Annotated in this window: 17 protein-coding genes; 10 read left to right on the forward strand and 7 right to left on the reverse strand. The window is 66.3% G+C overall.

The genetic code is table 11. From position 1 onward, the window contains the following. Positions 1 to 25: 25 nt before the first annotated feature. Together RH91_RS06335 and RH91_RS06340 are read left to right on the forward strand one after the other, a co-directional pair. Positions 26 to 1,594, forward strand: coding sequence for a hypothetical protein (locus tag RH91_RS06335; protein WP_232283421.1), 1,569 nt, complete (start codon positions 26 to 28; stop codon positions 1,592 to 1,594). Positions 1,595 to 1,884: 290 nt separating this feature from the next. Continuing rightward, positions 1,885 to 2,343, forward strand: a complete 459-nt coding sequence (locus tag RH91_RS06340; RefSeq protein ID WP_010161776.1) for a PEPxxWA-CTERM sorting domain-containing protein — start codon at positions 1,885 to 1,887, stop codon at positions 2,341 to 2,343. A gap of 47 nt (positions 2,344 to 2,390) precedes the next feature. On the opposite strand, the gene RH91_RS06345 is transcribed toward RH91_RS06340, so the two are convergent. The 5 genes from RH91_RS06345 to RH91_RS06360 all read right to left on the reverse strand — a co-directional run bounded on the left by RH91_RS06345 (position 2,391) and on the right by RH91_RS06360 (position 6,621). Then, complete coding sequence (locus tag RH91_RS06345; protein ID WP_232283573.1) at positions 2,391 to 2,909, reverse strand: CAP domain-containing protein; 519 nt, start codon at positions 2,907 to 2,909, stop codon at positions 2,391 to 2,393. Between the two features lie 91 nt (positions 2,910 to 3,000). After that, a complete protein-coding gene (locus tag RH91_RS06350; protein ID WP_232283422.1) occupies positions 3,001 to 3,606 on the reverse strand; it encodes a L,D-transpeptidase family protein in 606 nt (201 codons plus the stop codon). Between the two features lie 14 nt (positions 3,607 to 3,620). Beyond that, positions 3,621 to 4,280, reverse strand: coding sequence for a PEPxxWA-CTERM sorting domain-containing protein (locus tag RH91_RS21530; protein WP_081469510.1), 660 nt, complete (start codon positions 4,278 to 4,280; stop codon positions 3,621 to 3,623). Between the two features lie 367 nt (positions 4,281 to 4,647). Beyond that, positions 4,648 to 6,180: an ArnT family glycosyltransferase gene (locus RH91_RS06355; protein ID WP_010161780.1), complete on the reverse strand. Its 1,533-nt coding sequence runs from the start codon at positions 6,178 to 6,180 to the stop codon at positions 4,648 to 4,650. Between the two features lie 177 nt (positions 6,181 to 6,357). Beyond that, positions 6,358 to 6,621 carry a hypothetical protein gene (locus RH91_RS06360; RefSeq protein WP_010161781.1) on the reverse strand — a complete coding sequence of 88 codons (264 nt, stop codon included), beginning with the start codon at positions 6,619 to 6,621 and terminating at the stop codon, positions 6,358 to 6,360. 436 nt (positions 6,622 to 7,057) lie between these two features. On the opposite strand from RH91_RS06360, the gene RH91_RS06365 reads away from it, so the two are divergent. The 6 genes from RH91_RS06365 to gyrB all read left to right on the forward strand — a co-directional run bounded on the left by RH91_RS06365 (position 7,058) and on the right by gyrB (position 14,050). After that, a complete protein-coding gene (locus tag RH91_RS06365) occupies positions 7,058 to 7,843 on the forward strand; it encodes a Coq4 family protein (protein WP_010161782.1) in 786 nt (261 codons plus the stop codon). 216 nt (positions 7,844 to 8,059) lie between these two features. Next, positions 8,060 to 9,118 carry a DNA replication/repair protein RecF gene (recF, locus tag RH91_RS06370; protein WP_010161783.1) on the forward strand — a complete coding sequence of 353 codons (1,059 nt, stop codon included), beginning with the start codon at positions 8,060 to 8,062 and terminating at the stop codon, positions 9,116 to 9,118. Between the two features lie 85 nt (positions 9,119 to 9,203). After that, positions 9,204 to 9,983 carry an OmpA family protein gene (locus tag RH91_RS06375; RefSeq protein ID WP_010161784.1) on the forward strand — a complete coding sequence of 260 codons (780 nt, stop codon included), beginning with the start codon at positions 9,204 to 9,206 and terminating at the stop codon, positions 9,981 to 9,983. Positions 9,984 to 10,364: 381 nt separating this feature from the next. Beyond that, entirely contained in the window at positions 10,365 to 10,616 is a 252-nt protein-coding gene (locus tag RH91_RS06380; RefSeq protein WP_010161785.1) for a hypothetical protein, read from the forward strand. Further along, on the forward strand, positions 10,609 to 11,448 hold the full coding sequence (locus RH91_RS06385; RefSeq protein ID WP_198283231.1) for an SPFH domain-containing protein: 840 nt from the start codon (positions 10,609 to 10,611) through the stop codon (positions 11,446 to 11,448). The genes RH91_RS06380 and RH91_RS06385 overlap by 8 nt, the downstream gene beginning before the upstream one ends. Before the next feature lie 82 nt (positions 11,449 to 11,530). Then, positions 11,531 to 14,050: a DNA topoisomerase (ATP-hydrolyzing) subunit B gene (gene gyrB, locus RH91_RS06390; protein ID WP_010161787.1), complete on the forward strand. Its 2,520-nt coding sequence runs from the start codon at positions 11,531 to 11,533 to the stop codon at positions 14,048 to 14,050. A 59-nt stretch (positions 14,051 to 14,109) separates the two neighbouring features. Here the strand turns inward: gyrB and RH91_RS06395 are convergent, their stop codons facing one another. Further along, complete coding sequence (locus RH91_RS06395) at positions 14,110 to 14,634, reverse strand: PEPxxWA-CTERM sorting domain-containing protein (protein WP_232283423.1); 525 nt, start codon at positions 14,632 to 14,634, stop codon at positions 14,110 to 14,112. Between the two features lie 458 nt (positions 14,635 to 15,092). On the opposite strand from RH91_RS06395, the gene RH91_RS06400 reads away from it, so the two are divergent. After that, positions 15,093 to 15,578, forward strand: a complete 486-nt coding sequence (locus tag RH91_RS06400) for a hypothetical protein (RefSeq protein WP_029623655.1) — start codon at positions 15,093 to 15,095, stop codon at positions 15,576 to 15,578. A gap of 191 nt (positions 15,579 to 15,769) precedes the next feature. Here RH91_RS06400 and RH91_RS06405 read toward each other — a convergent pair whose 3' ends face one another. Continuing rightward, the gene (locus tag RH91_RS06405; protein WP_010161790.1) at positions 15,770 to 16,723 is read right to left on the reverse strand and encodes a DUF808 domain-containing protein; all 954 of its coding nucleotides are present in this window, start codon (positions 16,721 to 16,723) and stop codon (positions 15,770 to 15,772) included. Between the two features lie 136 nt (positions 16,724 to 16,859). Between RH91_RS06405 and RH91_RS06410 the strand changes: the two genes are divergently transcribed. After that, positions 16,860 to 17,711, forward strand: a complete 852-nt coding sequence (locus RH91_RS06410) for a class I SAM-dependent methyltransferase (RefSeq protein WP_010161791.1) — start codon at positions 16,860 to 16,862, stop codon at positions 17,709 to 17,711. Positions 17,712 to 17,713 lie beyond the last annotated feature (2 nt).

Genomic DNA, 17,713 nt, shown 5'->3' on the forward strand with positions numbered 1-17,713 from the left:
GCTTGCGACGGTTTTGGCCGCAACCGTGATCGGAGGAGCCTTCGCGGCAGTTGGTGCAGGCTCAGGGACCAACAGTACGTCGCTCAGCCCGGCAGTGGTCAATCAACCGGCACCTCCAGCGATCTATCAATTTGGCACGAGGACCGTACCGACGCCGACGGGTACACCGTCGCCGGCCCGGTCGCTTTCGCTCGGGATCAACGTCGCCAGCAGCAATTACTACGGTACCGAGCGGACGTTCGCCAACCTGGCCTTCGCTACCGGTGCGTGGCGCAATCCATCCGCCAGCTGGGCGGACGTTCCGAAAGACAAGCTGACGCCTGGCGGTACGCCGTTGATCTATGCGGCTCTCATTCTCAACGTCCCGCAGACCGTCTGGGCGGGCAAGGCAACCCCCATCACGTGCACATGGACCGGCAGCGGGAACATCCGCGTCGACGGGGACGCCCGGCTGACCGGGAGCAATCATGCTGCGAGCTTTACCTGGCCAGGATATACCGGGAAGGCGCTGCCGACCGTGATCCTGTATGTGGACTCGGTCAACAAATCGGACCCCCTCGCCAACCTCGACTGTCGCGAGCCCAATCTTCCCACCAACGGGGCGTTCGATCAGCGGATCGTCGATGACCTCAAGCCGTATGGCATCCTGCGCTTCCTGGATTGGTCCAACGCCAACAGCAATCCGGCAAGCGTGACATGGGCGACGCGTTCGACGCCGGCCCGGCTGGTTCAGGACGGCACCGACGGGATCGCGCTCGAGCATATGGTCGACCTCGCCAATGCGGCGGGTGCAGACCCGTGGTTCACGATCCCGTGGAACGCCGACGAGACGTATGTCCGCGCAATGGCGAAACTCGTGCACGATCGGCTGGCGACAGGGCACCGGGCCTATTTCGAGCTATCGAACGAAACATGGAACTACGGGTTTCCGATTGCCAACCAGGTGCTGAACGAAGGGGTCGCAGAGGGGCTGTCCAGCGACAGATACACCAATGGCGTTCTTCGCTACGCTGAGAAGTCGATCTGGTTTCACAAGCTGCTCACCACCGCTTTCCAGGACAATCCCGCGCGCCTGGTTCGTGTCTTCAGCACGCAGAATGGCAACGGGTGGTCGATCGACCAAATGATGGGCTTCCGTGACGCGCCGAAATGGGCGGATGCAATCGCGACCGCGCCGTATTTCGGGCACGACCTGCTACGGTCCGTCGACTCCGGCGTCACCGACTTGCCGACGCTTTTCGCCGCGCTCGAAACGATGCGCGTTACCGCCATTGACCGCGCCGTCGCCGACAAGGCAAGCGCAACCAAGTGGAACAAGCGATACGTCGCTTATGAAGGTGGCCAGCACATCGTTCCCTTCGCGGAAAACGCGGCGGTCGCGGCACAGATGCAGCGTAGCCCCCTCATGCATGACATGTATCAACGCTATCTCCAGGATTGGAAAACGAAGATTGGCGACACCGTGACGCTGTATTCGGCAACCGGTTTCATCGGCCAATATGGAGCATGGGGGATCCGGGAATATGCCGGCCAACCACTCGCGGACTCGCCCAAACGACGGGCGGTTCTGGAAGCTGCCTCGGCAGCGCCCTGACCGAACCTCTCCCATTCCTTAAATAGGAACGGTCATTGTAAAAAATTCTTACGATCGAGGAGTCCGTTTCGCAATTCATCGGAATTGCGGCACGGATTTCTGCGGTTGGCATAATCCATGCTCGTATCCCAGAGAGAAGACCGTGCCGAAGGCTGGAGGTTGATGCCAAGTCGGCGAACCTCACACGCGCGAGTCAACAGTGGGGTTACGCCGTGCGTGTTTTGAGATCACTGTCCCTTGCCGTTGCGTTGTCGGCAGTACCGAGCCTGGCTCAAGCGGCTACGTTCACGTTGACCGGCGCGCATTCGGCGACCTTTACGCTGCCGCTCAGCCCAACCGCGATCGACCCCGAGGGGCAGGCTGCTGGTTTGAACGACCCCACGATCTTCGCGCTCGAAAGCACCGCCACGGTCGACGGTGTCCCAACACCCGTTCTTTTCTACTTTTATACCGCTCAAGGCGCGGGTGGGTTCGATCTGTTGAGTCTCAGTTCTCGTTTCTTTCGATATTCTCCCTCGGGCGCATCGATCTTCACCGGAACGGTTTTCAATCCGACATTCGTGCTCGGGGAATATGACTTCACCGACTTCAACCTTCCTGCGCTGACCTATCATCTTTCGGTCACGGCGGACGCCGTGGCGCCCGTGCCCGAAGCGGCGACGTGGGCGATGATGCTCGCCGGTTTCGGCATGATCGGCGTCGCGGTCCGTCGTCGTCAGTTGGCTCAGATCACGATCCGCTACGCCTGAGTTTTTCGGCAACGGGGACTGGCGCCGTCTCGGCGGACACCAGGACCTCAGAAGGCCTGCTCGCCGACATAATTCCCGGCGTTGCTGTAGCGACAGACCAGGACGTCGGTATGCAAGCCGGTCGCCTGCGCGCATCCGACCTTGCTCGTAGCGCGCCACGCGACCTGGGTGTAATGACCGACATCCTCTACGTTTCCGGTCGTGCTGTTGTCGGGAAACGTTCCGGGCTTGAAGAAACGCTTTTCGCGGATCCAGGCGTCGACCCGCTGCTCGAGCCGATAGGCGCCTTTCGTGCCTTCCCAAAGGTTCTCGCCTTCCGGGTTGGACGGCAACTCGGCGGCGTGTTCGAATGCACCGGTTGCGGCGAGGTGGTTTGCCCAGCTTTGCGCGGACTGCGCCAAGGCTGCGTTCCACTGGAGCGGTGCCACGCCCAGGCCGGCCCGCTCCCGGTTATGCAGCGAAAGAACGGTCGCTTCGAATTCCGCGGCCGTGCTGGTCGCGCTGACGAGGGTGGGGGCAACGGTCGCCAGCAGCGCCACCGTCAGGGTGCGTTTCAACGTGCGCACAGACATACGGACAATACCTCCGGAGGAGGGTATTGCCAGGTCGGACTGTAGTTATCGTTTCAGGACCTGGTTAACCGCCTGGTCGGGATCTTCAGGCTGCGATGATTGCGACCCGATCGCCGACCTTCATCTGCCCGTACAGAAGCCGCGCGAATTCGAGCGGCACGCCGATGCACCCGTGAGTCGCCGAACCCTCGCGGACGGTACTGGCGTGGATCGCGACCCCGTCGCCCGTCAGTCGCAACATGAAGGGCATCTCGGCGTCGTACAGCGACGACCGGTGCGTTTCGGCCTTCGCCAACACCGGATAGACGCCTCTTGGGGTCGGTTTTCCGTCGGCGCCAAACAGCACCACGGTCGTACCGATCTCGTTCCCGCCACGAAACACCGACAGCGTCTGGCGCGACAGGTCGACCCGTACCCAGACCGGCCCGTCAGGGACGCCCGCATCGTTCCAGATATAGTCGCCGAACCGTATCGGTCGCTGGCTGTTCAACAGGCTCTTGACCCGTTCGCTCTTGCCATCCGGCAGGACGAGAGCCGGATACCCGTTCGCGGGATAGGTGATCCGGTCGCCGCTGGAGATCGGCGCCACCGGCCCCGCGGGACTTGCCCCGTGGCGTGGCCCGAAAGCCGGGACAAGAAACGACGCGGCGACCAGGGTTGCGACACCCGACACGGCCATAACGATACGCATTGCCTGCAATCGCGTCAGCGCACGGTATCGGCAGCGAGGGGACCTGTGGACGCGCTTTTGCGGCGCCGCCGATATCCGATGCCAACCAGGAAATATCCCGTCAGCATCAGCGCCCAGGTCGAGGGTTCCGGGACCGCGGAGGGGACCGAGGGAACACCCCCACCGTTACCCCCAACTCCGACGGCACCGCCCGTGCCTGGCGTACCGCCACCGCCACCACCGGAAATCGTACCGGGGAAGCCGCCCCCGCCGAAACCGCTGCCGGATGCTGGAACGCCGGCTGGAAAACTCGTCACGGCCTCATCGGGAATGACCGCGTCGCTAGTCGGGAGAACCGGAATCAGACCCGTCTCCGTCGCCGGGACAGCAACAGGCGGACGCGTCCGCACGTTTGAGAGAACCCGCTCGGACGGCGCTGCCGGGCCAGTACCGGTGGCGCTCGTGCGATCGTTCGCGTAGGCCTTTTTCGATTGCAGGAGCGCACCGCTGGACCGCGACCCGGGCGATCGACCAGAGAGGACGGAAAGCGGATCGGCCAGAAGTGCTGCGGTGGCGGGGCTGAGCTGCCCGCCGCTCACCATGTACTGCAACGCCCCGATCGAGCAGGCGACCGCGACGACCGCCCCTATCGGACGGATGTACGACTTCTTCCAGAACGCAAACTTATCTTTCATCTCAGTATATTCCCCAATACCAATTCAACTCGGTATCAAAGGATTCGTTGCACGCGGGGTGCAGGGTCGGTGTCCCAAATTGAGCGCAGACGCCTGATTCCCCCCGCGTGGCGGGGTAGAGGCGGTGCTAAGGGCGCGGGTTCGACGTCCACGGCGGCTCCAGCGTAAGGCGTTGAAGCTGGTCGCGGTGGAGGGGCGGCGCTCGAGGAGCGTTGCGGTCGAGGAAAGCGTTTCGGCCACCCGCGATACGCGACGGTCTCATCCCAAATAGGGTGTCGTCAGGACCGCTTCCGCGTCGCCAGATCCTGGACGGCGAGAGGAGCGGGCACCGGTGCGACCCGAGCGGGGATGCCCGCTTTCCCCCGTCTCACGACGCTGGCGCGTGAAAGCGGCGACCCCGACGCAGATAGACGATCATGTGGCCCGCCTCGCGCGGAACCGCGAGGACCGGTCGATAGTCGCGGCGGAGCGCGGTCTCGACAAGCCCGAGCGTCTGGCGGTTCCATTCGGCGAAAGGCGTGTCGAGCGTGACGATGACCGGCGGCGCTTCGGCGAGGATGCGGCGGACCTCGGCGACCTCGTCGATCCCGCTCGCGCCGCGTTCGGGTTCGTAGGCGAGCGTCGAGGGGAAGACGCGCGTCGTCGGCAGGCAGGTTCGCGCGAGGTGGTACAGGATCGAATCCGCCGCGAAGACATAGGGGCAGCCACCCGCGCTGTTCGCACGCATGACCGCGGCGACCGTGCGCACGCCGGCGGCGTCGACGGGGCGGATCGGCACGCGCGCGACGAACAGCCCGAGCCCGACCGCGAACAGCGCGGGCGTGGCGAAACGGTAGCGATCGAGCACCGGCGCGGCGAGGATCGCGAAGGGTGCGACCAGCGGAAGCACATAATGGTCGAAGAACGCGCCGATCATCGCGAACGCGACCAGCGCCGCGCCCAACCAGCCGAAGGCGAGGGTTTTCTCGGCGGTCCACGGCCGCATTCGCCACGACACGATCGCGCAGAGCAGGAAGGGGAACATCTGTCCGATGTTGCCCGCCATCCGCGCGGCGATCTTCGCGGCGGGATAGCCCTTGCGGAGCCTGATCGAGGCGAAGTTCGAGAACCAGAACGCCTGGAACACCGCAGGTCCGCGCCGCGCATAGTCGAGCACCACGGCGGCGGTCGGCGCAATCGCGAGCGTCACCCACAGCAGCGCCGCTAGGCCGATGACCGGCCATCTTCCGCCCGCGCGGCGGAGGTACCAGAGGTGCGCGACGCCGAAGAACGCGCCTTCCACCGCAGGAGTGTATTTGGTCTGGATCGCCAGCCCCGCGAGGAAGCAGCTCGCCGCGCCGTTGACGACGATCGCGCGCGCCGCCCCGCGCCCGGCTCCGCGTGCCGCGAGCTCGGGGAGGCGCAGCGTCAGCACCGCGGCGGCGGTCATGAAGAGATTGTAGAAGACCGGCGACTGCCCGCCGCGCCCGCTCAGCAACGGCAGCCACAGCAGATAGGCGATTGCCGCCGCGAGCGCCGCGCCACGCGACGCACCGAGCCGGCGCGCACCCCGACCGACAAGCCACGCGGTGCCCGCCGCGAACAGCGTCGCGACGAGTTGATAGGCGAGGATCCCGTCGCCGGGCAGCAGCCGGATCGCGGCGAAGATCAGGAACAGCCCGACCGGCTTGCGATCCCAGATGTCGACATAGGGGAGCGCGCCGTGGAGCATCCGGTCGCCGACGAGCAGGTAGAATTGCTCGTCGACATGGATCACGGGATTGCCGAAATCATGGCAGCGGATCAGCACCGCGACCGCGAGCAGCAGGAGCGCGATCGTCAGCGGGCGCGCGGTCGTCGTCCTTTGCGGGCGCGGTTCCGGCACGGCCGGGTCGACGATCCGTCGGATACTCGCGCTCATGATGGTCGACGCCTTTACAAAACACAGAAACACGTTTCCCGCGACAGGGCTGACCGCCCCCCCCTGGCGTCGTCTGGAAAGCTGCGACGACGCGGCCATGCAACGCCGCGACGGACAGTCTGGCGATCCCCTACCGGGGTTCTGGAGAGGCGGGCGGCGGCGTGCCTTCGCTACCGGTCAGCTGTTCTCGAACAGCGCGCCGCGTAGATTGATCGCGTCATATTGATCGAGCAGGGCACTTACTTCGGCGACGATCGCTTCCTGCTCCGCGCGGACTCGCGCGGACGCGTCTGTCGTGGGGGTGCCATTCCTGCCGTCATGGATCGTGAAGCCGTTGTCGAGCAGCCAGATCGTATCCGTCGCGCGCGATCGCTGTCGCCGCAGGTGGACCGCCCATTGCTCAATCAGTCCTGCCGGAACTTGCCGTTCGATTTCACCCATGTCCCTGCCTACAGCGCGGCTGGTTAACGCACAATTTAGATATGGCCCGTGTCGGATTTTTGCCCCCGGCGCGGTCGCTTGTCCGCCGCCACGGCGGTGCCTCAGCGAAACCGACGGACCTTGCGATGCGCCGGGGCCAGGATCGTCGGCTGGGGTCACCACCGCCTGCAGCCCCCCGGACGTCCGGCGGACGATGCTGCGGATGGATGGATCTTCGATCACGGATACCCTCGATATTCTGTTGCCAACGGGCTGCCCCGTGCCGCCTTTGGGCAGTGTATGGGGCAGCGACGTTCGCACGGCACCCCTGCCGCCCGGTTTCGTCCTAATGGACGAGGCCGGGCGGTGCCGGGCGCACCAGCGTGACCCCTCCCGCAACATTAACAGGGCGGGGCGGGCGAGCTATTGACACGACTGTCAGTAAGGAGCCGAGTCGATGGCCACGCTTCCCCCGTTTCCCGGCACCAGCGGACGACGCGACTGGCGCACCGCATTCGACGCGATCCGCAAGTTGCTCGCGAACGGCGACGATACCACCCAGGTCTTCCGCATCATGCGCGCGCTCAACGTCGGCAATTCGCCGATCAACTATGCGCGGCTGATCGCCACCACGCAGGGCGGGCGGCTCGCCTGCGAACAGACCGAGCTTGCCGAGCGCCTGTCGGACAGCGCGTTCGTCGCGGGGTTCGCGCCCGGCACGGTCGGCGCGGCCTATCGCGAGTTTCTCGAGACGACCGGCTATTCTGCCGACGGACTGGTGCAGGTGAGCCAGGTGATCAGCGAGGATCAGGTCGCACACCCTTATGCCTGGTTCGGGCGGCGGGTGCGCGACACGCATGACATCTGGCACGTGCTGACCGGCTACAAGGCGGACGAATCGCTTGGCGAGGCGTGCCTCGTCGCGTTCAGCTATGCGCAGGTCGGCGGGCTTGGCTGGGCGTTCATCGGCGGCGCGGCGGCGTTCAAGAGCCTGTCGGTCACGCGCAACACGCTGTTCGCGCGTGCGGTGTGGGAAGGGTATCGCAACGGACGCCGCGCGCGGTGGATTTCGGGCGAGGATTATCTCGCGCTGCTCGCCGAACCGATCGATGCGGCGCGCGCGCGGCTGGGGATCGTGACGCCGGTCGCGTATCTCAAGGCGCAGCGCGAGCTAGGGGCGGAACTGGCGTCTTATCTCAGCACCCGGCGCGAGACTGCGGTGGAGCCGTCGCTCGCGTCATAGGACGGACGCTTTATTTCCCAAACGCCTTCCCGTTCGTTTCGAGCGAAGTCGAGAAACCTGCGCTGTGCCGAGTTTCTCGACTACGCTCGAAACGAACGGACGGAGGGGGATGGCTCGACTTCGTTCGCATCGGCCGGGTGGAGGCGTGTTTGCTTCTCTCTCCGCGCGCGCATCACGCAAATTGCGTAACGCGGCCAACAGGGTAGAGCGGTCGCGATGCTGACGCGCCTCGTCCTCACGAATTTCCGCAACCATGCCGCGCTGGCGATTCCGCCCGGCCCGGGCTTCGTGGTGCTGACCGGCGAGAATGGCGCGGGCAAGACCAACGTGCTCGAGGCGGTGTCGCTGCTCGCGCCCGGGCGTGGGCTGCGACGCGCGGGGCTGGGCGAGATGGCGCGGCAGGACGGGCCCGGCGGGTTCGGGATCGCGGCGGACCTTGGCGGCGACGTCGCGCTCGCGACCGGCACGCAGGCGAACGCGCCCGAGCGGCGGATCGTGCGGGTGCAGGGCTCCGCGGTCGCCGCGACGCAACTCGCGGAATGGCTGACCGTGCTGTGGCTCACCCCCGCGATGGACCGGCTGTTCGTCGAGCCTGCGGGCGAGCGGCGGCGGTTCCTCGACCGGCTGACGCTCGCGCTCAGCCCCGGCCATGCGGTCCACGCCAACCGCTACGAAGCCGCGATGCGCGCGCGCAACCGGCTGCTCGGCGAAGAGGGGCGGCCCGACCGCGAGTGGCTGAGCGCGCTCGAGGTACAGATGGCCGAGCATGGCATCGCGATCGATGCGGCGCGGCGCGATACGGTCGCCGCGCTGGGCGCGCGGCTGGTCGAGCAGCCCGACGGCCCGTTCGCGCGCGCCGGTCTGGAGCTGACCGGCTGGACCGGGGCGGGGGAGACGCTCGCCGCGGATCTCGCGGTGGGCCGCGCGCGCGATGCGGCTGCCGGGCGTGCGCTGGTCGGCCCGCATCGCAGCGATCTGGCGGTCACGCATCTCGGCAAGGCGCAGGCGGCGGCGCTGTGTTCGACCGGCGAGCAGAAGGCGTTGCTGCTCGGGCTGATCCTCGCGCATGCCGATCTCGTCGCCGAACGGACCGGAATGGCGCCGGTGCTGTTGCTCGACGAAGTGGCGGCGCATCTCGATCCGGTCCGGCGCGCGGCGCTGTTTGCGCGGCTGGCGGGGATCGGGCAGGTGTGGATGACCGGGACCGAGGATGCCCTGTTCGCGGACCTCGGGCGCGACGCCTTGCGTCTCACCCTGGGGCATGGCGCCGCCTGAACCCCGGCTGTCGAGGGAACTCACCGGCGGTTCAAGCGCTCGCGCCCAAACCCTTCCCATCGGGCGGGGGCCAGGGAGTTACACGATGACGATGATCCGAAAGTCGATCCTTACCGCTGCCGTTGCCGCCGTCGCGCTCGCGGGCAGCGCGATGCCCGCCGCCGCGCAGGAGCGGTGGGACTGGGGTGGTGGCCGCCCGGGTGACCGCGACTATCGCCTGGTTGGCGCGGGCGTGCCGATCCTGTTCCCCGAGCTGCGCGGGACCAACCGCGGCCGCGCGTTCGTGCTGCGCAATTTCGACTTCAACCATGACGGTCGCGTCAATCCGCGCGAGGCGGATGCCGCCAACCGCGCCTTCGCGCAGGTTGCCGGCCCGCGCCGCGACCGGTTCGACTGGGCGTCGCGCGACCGCGTCGTCGTGGTCGAGGACCGCCGCGGTCCGCCGCGCGGCGGCTGGGACCAGCGCGCGATGCGCGGCTACGGCTTCCGCCAGACGTCGCGCGGCGCGATGATGCGGCTCGATGAGGACGTGCTGTTCGCGACCGACAGCGCGGTGTTGCGCCCGGGCGCGATCGACAAGCTCAAGGGCCTTGCCGACTATCTGCGGTCGGAATCGGGGGTGCGGGTCGCGATCGACGGCTATACCGATTCGCGCGGGACCGATGCGCACAACCAGGCACTGTCCGAGCGCCGCGCGGATGCGGTGCGGACCGCGTTCGACCAGATGGGCGTGACTCGCGCGCGCTTCTCGGTGGTCGGGCATGGCGAGGCCAATCCGGTCGCGCCCAACACGACGCCGCAGGGCATGCGCCAGAACCGCCGCGTCGAGGTGACGTTGCTGGGGCAGCGCGCCGACCGGTTCTGAGACTTGCTACCGCCCCGGCAGCGTGCCGGGGCGGACTGGCGCCTTCGCAACACATTTGCAAAAACGTCCGTCATCCTGAACTCGTTTCAGGATCCAGCTCTCCGCGAGTCCGGACCGGGTTCGTTGCGGGGTGGATGCTGAAACACGTTCAGCATGACGGCAGCTTTAGAGCGAGCGGTGACGATCAGGCCTCCGATTGCTTTTGTGGTCCCGCACCCCGCCGGGGTCGCCGCCGCCATGCATCGGATGCACGCACGATTGCGTTGCGCGGATTCCGATTGCGATTGTAGCGAACGCGTTACGGGCAGATATTCCCACCCGCACCCCTGACGGGGCGCTGCGGCCCCGGCATCCTTCGGGGGCGTTCGGGGCAAACCTTTCATGAAATCGCTGGATCTGTGGCTCGTCGGCTTTGGCTTGCGCTGCGCGGGGCTGCTCGTCTGCGAGCTGGCCTGTTTCGGCTTCGTCATCCCCACGCTGTTCAACCTGCATAGCGACCTCGCCAATCTCGGCGCGGCGCTGCTCGCGCTCGTCGCGCTCGTGGCCGGCTTCCTGTCGGTCACCGCGCTGACGCGCGAATTCACCCTCCTCCTATTGGACCCAGATAATGAAAAGAACAGGGACAATGACTAGACTCGTTCGTTTCGCCCCTCTCGTGCTGATCCCGTTGATCGCGATCCTGCCGATGAGCTCGTGCAGCCGGGTGGAGCCGGGGCATGTCGGCATCAAGGTCAGCAATTTCGGCAGCGCCGCCGGCGTCGCCGACCATGCGCTCGGCGTGGGCTGGTACTTTACGCCGTTCGGCACCAACATCTTCGAATATCCGATCTATACCTCGACCTATGCCTGGACCAAGTCGAGCACCGAGCAGAGCGGCGTGGACGAGGAGTTCCCGTTCCAGGATCGCAACGGGCTCAACCTGTCGGCGGATGTGTCGGTGGCGTATCGCGTCGATCCCGTGAAGGCGCCGATCCTGTTCCAGAAATACCGGATCGACATGGCGGGGATCGTCGCGGGGCCGTTGCGCAACGCGGTGCGCAGCGCGCTCAACGAGGAAGCGGCGGGGCTCGGCGTCGAGGAAATCTACGGCCCGAAGAAAGCGGCGTTGCTGTCGGCGGTGCAGCGCGATGTCGATCGCTATTTCGAACCCGTCGGGCTGCATGTCGAGCAGCTCTATTGGGCGTCGAACATCCGCGTGCCCGACCAGGTGCTGAACCAGATCAACACCAAGATCGCCAACGAGCAGGCGGCACTGGCGGCGCAGGCGAACGTCGCGACGGTCAAGGCCAATGCCGACGCGCGGATCGCCGAGGCCGAGGGCAAGGCGAAGTCCTCGCAGATCGAGGGAGAAGCGCTGCGGGCCAACCCCGCGATCCTGCGGCAGCGTGCGATCGAGAAATGGGACGGCAAGCTGCCGACCTACAACGCCGGGGGCGGGCAATTGCCCTTCATCGTCGAGAAGTAGCGCAATTCGGCCCGGGGGTGGCGTCCCGGGCCGCCTACCCATTTCGCTTCCGTTTCCAGCCCTGAATCCCTATACGCTTGGCATGGCAGAAGACCCCAATACCAACGACTATGGCGCAGACTCGATCAAGGTGCTCAAGGGCCTCGACGCAGTGCGCAAACGCCCCGGCATGTACATCGGCGATACCGACGACGGCTCGGGCCTCCACCACATGGTGTTCGAAGTCTCCGACAACGCGATCGACGAGGCTTTGGCCGGGCATTGCGACCGGATCGACATCACGCTCAACGCCGAGGGATCGGTCACGGTCGAGGATAACGGCCGCGGGATTCCGACCGGCATCCACACCGAGGAAGGCGTCAGCGCCGCCGAGGTGATCATGACCCAGCTTCACGCGGGCGGTAAGTTCGAGAACACCTCGAACGATAACGCCTACAAGGTGTCGGGCGGGCTCCACGGCGTCGGCGTGTCGGTCGTCAACGCGCTCAGCGAGTGGTTGGATCTCACGATCTTCCGCGACGAGCAGGAGCATTACATGCGCTTCGCGTTCGGCGATGCGGTGGCACCCCTCAAGATCATCGGCCCCGCGCCCGGCAAGAAGGGGACGCGCGTCACCTTCTTCCCGTCGCCCGCCACGTTCAAGATCACCGAATTCGACTTCGACAAGCTCGAGCATCGCTACCGCGAGCTGGCGTTCCTCAATTCGGGCGTGCGGTTGTTCCTCAACGACGCACGGCACGCGGACGTGAAGACGGTCGAGCTCTATTACGAAGGCGGGATCGCCGCGTTCGTGAAATATCTCGACCGCAACAAGGTCGCGCTGATGCCCGAGCCGGTCGCGATCAGCGGCACGCGCGACGACGTCACGATCGACGTCGCGCTCGAGTGGAACGACTCGTATTACGAGAACGTCCTCGCTTTCACCAACAACATCCCGCAGCGCGACGGCGGGACGCACATGGCGGCGTTCCGCGCGGCGATGACGCGGACCCTCAACAATTATGCCGAGAAATCCGGCATGTTGAAGAAGGAGAAGGTCAGCCTCACCGGCGACGACATGCGGGAAGGTCTGACCGCGATCGTGTCCGTAAAGCTGCCTGATCCGAAGTTCAGCAGCCAGACCAAGGACAAGCTCGTCTCATCCGAGGTGCGCCAGCCGCTCGAATCGCTGATGGCGGACAAGCTTGCCGAATGGCTCGAGGAAAACCCCGCGCACGGCAAGGCGATCGTCCTCAAGATCATCGACGCCGCCGCCGCGCGCGAAGCCGCGAAGAAGGCGCGCGAGCTGACCCGGCGCAAGGGCGTGATGGACATCGCGTCGCTTCCGGGCAAGCTCGCGGATTGCCAGGAGCGCGATCCGGCGAAGTCCGAACTGTTCCTGGTCGAGGGTGACTCCGCTGGCGGGTCGGCGAAGCAGGGGCGCGACCGCCACTTCCAGGCGATCCTTCCCTTGCGCGGCAAGATCCTCAACGTCGAGCGGGCGCGGTTCGACCGGATGCTGTCGTCGAAGGAAATCGGCACGCTGATCCAGGCGATGGGCACGGGCATCGGGCGCGACGACTTCAACGTCGAGAAGCTGCGCTACCACAAGATCGTGATCATGACCGACGCAGACGTCGACGGCGCGCATATCCGCACGCTGTTGCTGACGTTCTTCTACCGCCAGATGCCCGAGATCATCACCAAGGGGCATCTCTACATCGCGCAGCCGCCGCTCTACAAGGCGACGCGCGGACGGTCCGAAGTGTATCTCAAGGACGACAGCGCGCTCGACGAATATCTGGTCGAGAATGGCGTCGCGAGCGTCGTGCTCGAGGGTGCGCAGGGATCGCGTTCTGGCGCGGACCTGCGGACGCTGGTCGATCATGCGCGGCGGATGCGGACGCTGATGCGCTTCGTGCCGAGGCGCTACGATCCGACGATCGTCGAGGCGCTCGCGATGGGCGGTGCGCTCGATCCGGCGCTCGAGATGGACGCACGGCGCGAGCGCGTGGTGCAGGTCGTGCGCGGGCTCGACGCGGCGGACCAGGACGCGCGCTGGTCGGCGACGCTCGCCGAGGACGGCGGCTTCCATGTCGAGCGCGTGTGGCGCGGCGTGACCGATCACCACATCATCGAGGCGGCGTTCCTCGGCTCGGCAGAGGCGCGCAAGCTCCACACGCTCGCGGCGGAACAGGCCGAGGCGTTCGTCGACACAGCCCGTCTCGTGTCGAACAAGGCAGCGGCAGCCGCACAGGCGGAAGCGGATGCCGCGGCGGACGAAGCCGAGGCGACCGCGCCCGAGGGTGGCCGCGCCGGCGCGCCCGCGACGGTGAGCAAGGGGGCGACGATGGTCGCACGCCCGTCACAGCTGCTCGACGCGATCCTGACCGCGGGGCGCAAGGGTCTCGCGATCCAGCGCTACAAGGGGCTGGGTGAGATGAACGCGGACCAGTTGTGGGAAACCACGCTCGACCCGCAGAACCGCTCGATGCTTCGCGTCGAGGTCGATCAGGCGGATGTCGCGGATGAGATCTTCACCCGGCTGATGGGCGACGTGGTCGAACCGCGCCGCGAGTTCATCCAGGAAAATGCGCTTAGCGTCGCCAACCTCGACGTCTGAGCGGTTTGCGACGCCGAAGCCATGAGCGCCGCCAACCCGTCGGGTTGGCGGCGCTTTCGTTATGCGTGGCGGACGGTGGTGCGCACCGCGCTACGACGGCGGGCGGCGCTCCCGATCATGCCGAAGCCGAGCAGCATCAGCGCCCAGGTCGCGGGTTCCGGAACCGCGGCGACCGGCTGGCCGATGTTGAGCGTCACCCGTTCGGTGCCGATCGCATAGACATACGACCCGACGGAGAGGCCCATGCCGGACAGGGTCAGATACTGCCAGGTGGCAGTCGAGTTGATCGCTGCGCCGCTGACATAAGCGACCGGCAGGAAGAGGCGGTTGTTGCCCAGATTGAAGCCGAACGGATCCCCCGACGAGAAGGACGCGCCCGTCATCGCGGTCGTGCCGAACGTGGGACCGGTAAATCCCGAATAGGCGTTGACGATCGCCCCATTGGTGCCGGCAAAGAAGAAGCTCGTGCCACGGACCGTGGGAACCAGCGTCGCGGTGGCGACCTTGGTGAAACCCGCCGTGTTGAGCGAACCGCTGGTCGTCGCGGTCACGCCGCCGGCGTTCTGCGTGATGGTGATGGTCACTGCGGCCTGCGCGGTCGTTGCACCGCACGCCAATGCTACAGCTGCCGTAAGCGCTGAAATCTTCATTGCCCGTCCCCCATGGATGGAGCGTATCTTCGCCCCGTGTTCACGAATAAGCAAGTAATGTACCAATGGTTGATCATTTGGAAAGAAGGCATGAAAATACATTCGGCACATCATGACCTGTAAAAATATATTACGATATTAAGTCATTCCGGTCTCTTGCCAGTTTGGCGAGGGTAACTTCGCCAATCGCCTTCGATACTGGCAAATTGCCTCAAGGGGAGGGGCTCCGTCGGCCAGCGACGCCACGGGAACGGCACACCACCATCGGATGGCTTTGCCAAAGGCCCGTGATCCGGACGCGATCCGCGGAGAATCCCGGCCCGGCATCAGTCGCATTTTCGCGGCGCTTTCCCGACTTGCGGTTGATGCCCTGATTCATGGTACGAAGCGGGATGCTCCGCAGACCTCCCTGGCTCGCCCTACTTCTTCTTGCGGGATGCGGGCCGCAGCGTACCCCGCCGCCGTCGTTGCTGTTCGAAGGGTTGCCGGTGCGCGGCAGCCTCGCCGATGCGCGCCACGCGGGGTTCACCGATTGCGTCCAGCCCGATTGGGACCGTCTGCGGTGTCGGCGGCACGGCGTGACGGTGAAAGGCGCGGGGCCGTTCGAGGCGGCGGTCGATCTGGCAGGGCATGACGGCAGCGGCGGGTTCGACCAGTTGATCGTGTGGCACGAGGCCGACCAATATGCGGTCTACAAGATCACCGACGTGCTCGACGCGGAGCATTGGCGCAATTGCAGTACCGGCACGGGCGATCGTGGCGATCAGATCGTCTATACGCGGACGGGCATGCCGGTGCGGATGTCGATGGACCTGAGCTATTGGGGCAAGCGCCGGTTGCGGGTGATTCCGGATGCGGCGACGAGGCGGCCGTGCTGAGAGGGGGGGGCGCGCGCGGCGGAGGTGCCGCCGAAGTTTTCCACTTTCTATCTGTCCACTTCCCCGGCGAAGGCCGGGGCCCAGTAGCGAGGGCCTGAGTCAGAGGGCGCAGCGTCTGCCATGACCGGCCCGCTACTGGGCCCCGGCCTTCGCCAGGGAAGCGTGTGTCGGGTGCAGGCGCAAACGAACCCTCAGTGCGCCGTCCCCTTGCCGAACAGCGCGATGACGCGCGGCACGATCAGCGCGAGCACGCCCCCCGCGACCAGCCCGACCACCGCCGAAGCCAGCGCGAAGCCGAACCAGTGCCCGACCCCGGGGGCGAACGACAGCACGCCCGCGAACCACGCCGCGACCGCCTCGGCGATGTGCGGGATCGGGGTCAGGTGGAATTGCTCGAGCCCGTGGACCAGGATGCCGCCGCCGACCCACAGCATCGCCACCGTGCCGATCCTCGCGATCGCGCCGAGCACCACGGGCATGGCGGCCACCATGCCGCGCCCGATCCGCTGCGTCACCGCGCTCTCGCGCTGCGCGAGATGCAGCCCGATATCGTCCATCTTTACGATCAGCCCGACGACCCCGTAGACCCCGGCGGTGATCAGCAGCGACACCGCGACCAGCGCGGCGGCCTGCGTGAGGATCGTCTGGTCGGACACTTCGGCAAGCGCGATCGCCATGATTTCGGCGGAGAGGATCAGGTCGGTGCGGACCGCCCCCGCGACCTTGCTGTTCTCGAGCTGCTCCGGGGTCTGGTCGCCGACTGCGGCCTCGTCGTCGGCGGCATGGTGCCCGAGCAGGCTCCCGAGGATCTTCTCCGCGCCCTCGAACGCGAGATACAGCCCGCCGAGCATCAGGATCGGCGTGATGGTCCACGGCACGAACGCGCTGAGCAGCAGTGCGGCGGGCAACAGGAACAGCAATTTGTTGCGGAGCGACCCCTTGGCGATCCGCCAGATGATCGGCAGTTCGCGCGCCGGGGTGAGGCCGGAGACGTATTTGGGCGTCACCGCGGCATCGTCGACCACCACGCCGACCGCCTTGGACGAGGCCTTCATCGATGCCGCCGCAACATCGTCGACCGACGCCGCGGCAAGCTTCGCGATGGCAGCGACGTCATCGAGCAGGGCGACCAGACCAGATGGCATGCGTAGTATCTCCGGGGGATTATGAACGATATGTCATGAAGCTGTGCGAGCGGGAACGGCGGGGCCGTCATATCGATCCGTCGCGGTTGCGCAACGAAGCCCGCGACCGTGCCACCTTTCGTCACGAAGCCGCTTGTTGGAACGGCAGCGTTATGGTGAACTGCGCCAAACCGCGACGGATCGTCGCGAAGGGGAGACGATGATGCGCACGATCCTGACAGCTTTGGCGGCGACCGCCCTGATGACGACCGGCCCGGTACCGACGGGCGCCGGCGCGGCGACGGTGACGCCCGCGTCGAAGCACGCCGCGAAGGACACGCAGCGCGCGGTCGCGAAGGCGCTCGCCGACTCGGCGCGCGCCGACCAGCAGGGCGACGACGCGCGGCGCAAGGCCGCCGAGGTGCTCGCCTTCTCAGGCGTCGGCCCGGGGGACGAGGTGCTCGATTTCCTGCCGGGCAGCGGATATTGGACGCGGATCTTCTCGGGCATCGTCGGCAAGACCGGGCATGTCTATGCGGTGTGGCCCGCCGCCGGCGCGAAATATGCCGAGAAGGCGATCCCCGCGCTCGAGGCGAAACATATGGCCAACACCTCGCTGACGGTGATGTCGGGACCCGCCATTCGGGCGTCGGAGCCGGTCGACCTGTTCTGGACGGTGCAGAATTACCACGACGTCAATAACGAACCCGGCGGCGAGGCCGTGCTCGACGGGTTCAACCGGCAGGCGTTCGCCGCGCTCAAGCCCGGTGGCACCTATATCGTGATCGACCACGCCGATGCCGCGGGCAGCGGGATGACGGGGACCTCGACCCGGCACCGGATCGATCCCGCGGCGGTCAAGGCGCAGGTCGTCAAGGCCGGCTTCGTGTTCGAGGCCGAGAGCGACGCGCTGCGCAACCCGGCGGACGATCACAGCGCCGCGGTGTTCGACCCCGCGATCCGCGGCAAGACCGACCAGTTCGTGTTCCGCTTCCGCAAGCCACGCTGATC

Origin of the sequence: Sphingomonas sp. PAMC 26617 (assembly GCF_000242835.1) — a bacterium.
GTDB lineage: Bacteria > Pseudomonadota > Alphaproteobacteria > Sphingomonadales > Sphingomonadaceae > Sphingomonas.